The organism is Streptomyces sp. NPDC054794 (assembly GCF_053611585.1).
In genome coordinates this window covers 1-3,257 of record NZ_JBSHAQ010000130.1, presented here as the reverse complement: position 1 = coordinate 3,257, position 3,257 = coordinate 1, and the positions used below count along the sequence as shown (strand labels likewise).

General features: G+C 64.5%; 2 protein-coding genes. One reads left to right on the top strand and one right to left on the bottom strand.

Going from position 1 to position 3,257, the window contains the following annotated elements:
* The first annotated feature begins 319 nt into the window (after positions 1-319).
* Positions 320-1,015, top strand: a complete 696-nt coding sequence (locus ACWGKT_RS48305; protein WP_453278791.1) for a DUF4190 domain-containing protein — start codon at positions 320-322, stop codon at positions 1,013-1,015.
* Positions 1,016-1,244: 229 nt separating this feature from the next.
* On the opposite strand, the gene ACWGKT_RS48300 is transcribed toward ACWGKT_RS48305, so the two are convergent.
* Positions 1,245-2,798 carry a restriction endonuclease gene (locus ACWGKT_RS48300; protein WP_453278790.1) on the bottom strand — a complete coding sequence of 518 codons (1,554 nt, stop codon included), beginning with the start codon at positions 2,796-2,798 and terminating at the stop codon, positions 1,245-1,247.
* Positions 2,799-3,257: the final 459 nt, after the last annotated feature.

Genomic DNA, 3,257 nt, shown 5'->3' with positions numbered 1-3,257 from the left:
GGCCCACCACGGCCTGAACACAGGCCCTGACCGTGGGCCCACCGCGCCCCGACGCACCATCAGTCAGTCACGCACTCAACAACGTGACAACGCCCGCGTGACGCATCGCGGTCGGATGCCGAGGTGAGGCCCCCGCCCGATCCCGCCGTCACCGCCGATGACCTGCCAGAAGACCACAGCCGCGCCCTGCACACCAAATTTTTTGCCTATCAGGAAAGTTTAATCACGAACTAATCACTTTAGGTATCTGCGAGGCAACCACACAGGTCCTTCACCGGTCACCCACGCGCAAACACAGCAGAAACCCGTGAGGAGCACCATGAGCCAGCAGTACCCGCCCCAGCCCCAGCAGCCCGGCTACGGCGAGCCCCAGCAGCCCGGCAGCAACGGCCTGGCCACCACCGCACTCGTCCTCGGCATCATCGCCGTCGTAGTCAGCTTCATCCCTGTCCTCAACGTTGTCGTCTGGCCGCTCGCGATCCTTGGCATCATCTTCGGCGCCATCGGCCTCTCCAAGGCGGGCAAGGTCCGCAAGGGCAAGGGCGCCGGCATCACCGGCCTCGTCACGTCGGCCGTAGCGATCATCATGTTCTTCGCCATGAACGCCCTGTTCTTCTCCGCCGTCGACAAGGCCAGTAAGGAGCTGGACAAGTCGTACGACTCCACCACCGTCGGCGACGGTAAGTCCAAGACCGGCGGCGCCAAGGAGTCCAAGGTCATGAAGGACTTCAAGGTCACTAAGTGCGACGTGGTCACCGGAGACTTCGGCATCAAGGAGATGACCATCCACGTCGACTACGCCAACAGCGGCGACCGCCGGTACTCGTACTTCGTTGAGGGCGAGGTCCTGGCCGACGGCAAGAAGGTCGACGACTTCATGTCAACCGCCGAGAACCTCGCCCCGGGCCAGAAGTTCACTGACAAGAACGCTGGTGCGTTGGTGACCGCGGACGAGATCAAGGGCGCCAAGAAGGTCGAGTGCAAGACCATCAAAGCGTCGCGAACTGACTTCTGATCGCTGACGTCGCGCGACGCCGACCACCATCTGCAGGCCTCGCCGCGCACCCCGCAGCGGCGGGGCTCGCTGCATCAAGGACACCATGGAGTCGCAGCGCGGCACGGGCGCCGGCCGGGCTGGAGCGGGCCGGAGACATGAGCGCAGGCCCGGCCGGGGGCCGGGCCTGCGGTCAAGCTCGGCCGGCTGGGTGAAGCGGTCGCCCCGTTCCAGGCATCGGCGTCCGGAGTTACCGTAGCCCGACCGCTCGAAGCGCCCGCGCGTCGGCCCGGTACGGGTAGTAGTGGCCGTGGTCAAGGCTCGTCTGAAGCAGCACCCCCTGCTCCTTGTCTGCATGGAACAGAGACAGCGTGGCGCATTGCTCACACTTCTCGCAGGTGAGGAACGGGCTCAGGGGGTGGAGCCCATGGTCGCGGTCAGCCAGGTACAGGATCGGAGCGATCCGGTTTGACCCGGTATGGCGCAGCGTCTCAGTGGGAACGACCGGATGGTCTCCCATCAGGCGCCTGAAGGTGACGGTGTCCGACTGGTCGTGGCGATCCCACACCACGTTGGTCACATCGAGCAGTTGCAGGTCAGCGAGGAATCGTGCTCGATCAAGGAGGAAGCGCAGGCCGTCGTGAGCCTCCTGCAACTTGGAGGCCGAGACGGCGGGCAGGTCTTCACGCCCGTGTGCCTTGCTGTTGCGTTTGGTGCCCAGGCTTTGGCACGCAACCTCGGCCTCGTCGTCTTCGAGGAGGACTGCAAGCTCGTGTAGGGGGTGCTCGGGGGGAAGGTCGGACATACCCTCCGCCGCTGAGATCTGCTGAAGGATGCGCTGCCAGTCCCCGAAGCCGGGGCCGCCGCCGAGCCCGGTCGTCGCAATCTTCCCCTTGAACGCTCTGATGGCCTTGCAGGTGATACCGGCCTCGTGCGCCAGAGCGGTCGCGAGAAGCGCGCTGTAGCCGAGCAGGGTTTCGGCGGCCTTGAGCACGGCCGCGTATTCCTTCGTCTGGCCATCGTCCTGGCCATCGGCGCTCCTCTGCGCCTCGACGTTCCGCCAACGCAGCGCGATCGGATAGGGGTATCGCGTACGGATGATGAAGTCCGGATCGTCGAGTTGAGAAGCGGCAGTAGACCGGAGCCGGGTGAGCTGCCCGGCACCGATGATGAGCCGCCTGGCCTCCTCCGGGCTCCCGCTCCTGTCGAAGACCGACTCCGCCAGCGTGCTAGCTTCGGCCGCCATTTCACCCAACCGCTGCCCCGCAGCCGCGAGATCAGCCAGGGCCGCTGACAACGCCTGGTCCTCCTTAGGCAGCTCCAGCGCCTTGAGCTGAGAAAGCCTAAGGTGCTGTTGACCGAAACTCCCGGCTGCGAGCGCTCCGACGGTATCGGAGCGCAAGAACGCGAGGATCAGACGGACGTGCTCCACTGACAAGGGTTGCGTCGGACGGAGAACAAAGAGGCTGCGCACAGCAACGGCCGGTAGATCGACTTCCTGTACCACAGCGGCCTTGGGCCGACCAGAAATGACCGAAGAGAGCAAGATGTCACCGGCACGGAGATGAAACCGCTCAGGCGCATCGCAGCGCCACTCATCGACTTCCGGATCCGGAGCCGCGATCACTCCATCCCGCCCAATGTTTCTCAGCCAGATGAGACGCACAGCGCCCGAGTCGGCAGGACCGCAGGCGCCCTCAGTGGCCGCACGGTCAAAAGCCCATCCGCTCAGGACGGTACTGAAGACCGATTCGAACGGCAGTCGGTCCGACGATGGCTCTTCGTGCTGTTCAGAGCTGGACAAGGCCCCCCCCAGATCGTGATGTCGCGATCCTACGACGTTGGATGAACGTGCGTCAGACGTGTGGCGGGGCCTAACCACTGCTACTCGATCGTAGAAACGGCAGCACCCCGACCGGATCAGTGGTTGCGACGGGGACCCTACGGACACCCCGAAGCACTCGCGAACATCGCCCGCTTCCGATATAAATCCCGCAACGTCGAAGAGGCAGCCCGCATCGCCCGCGAGGCACTCGACCAGGGAGACGCCGCCTACCCCTACCACGACACCGATGCCGTATGGAGGAAACTATGGCCGCACGGCATCGAACCCAACGGCACCCCCACCCCCTACGCCGACGAGGACGCTTGGGCAGACACCTGGTGACTAAGACGTCGTCTCATTTGGCGTGTTCGATAGTCTGGCGTCGTGGGGATCGTTGAGCGTCTCGTGCCAGATGAGTTGTGGGAACTGTTCGAGCGG

Bases quoted from the DNA above. Each gene is read 5' to 3' on its own strand.
- ACWGKT_RS48305 (WP_453278791.1), top strand. From the start codon at position 320: ATGAGCCAGCAGTACCCGCCCCAGCCCCAGCAGCCCGGCTACGGCGAG.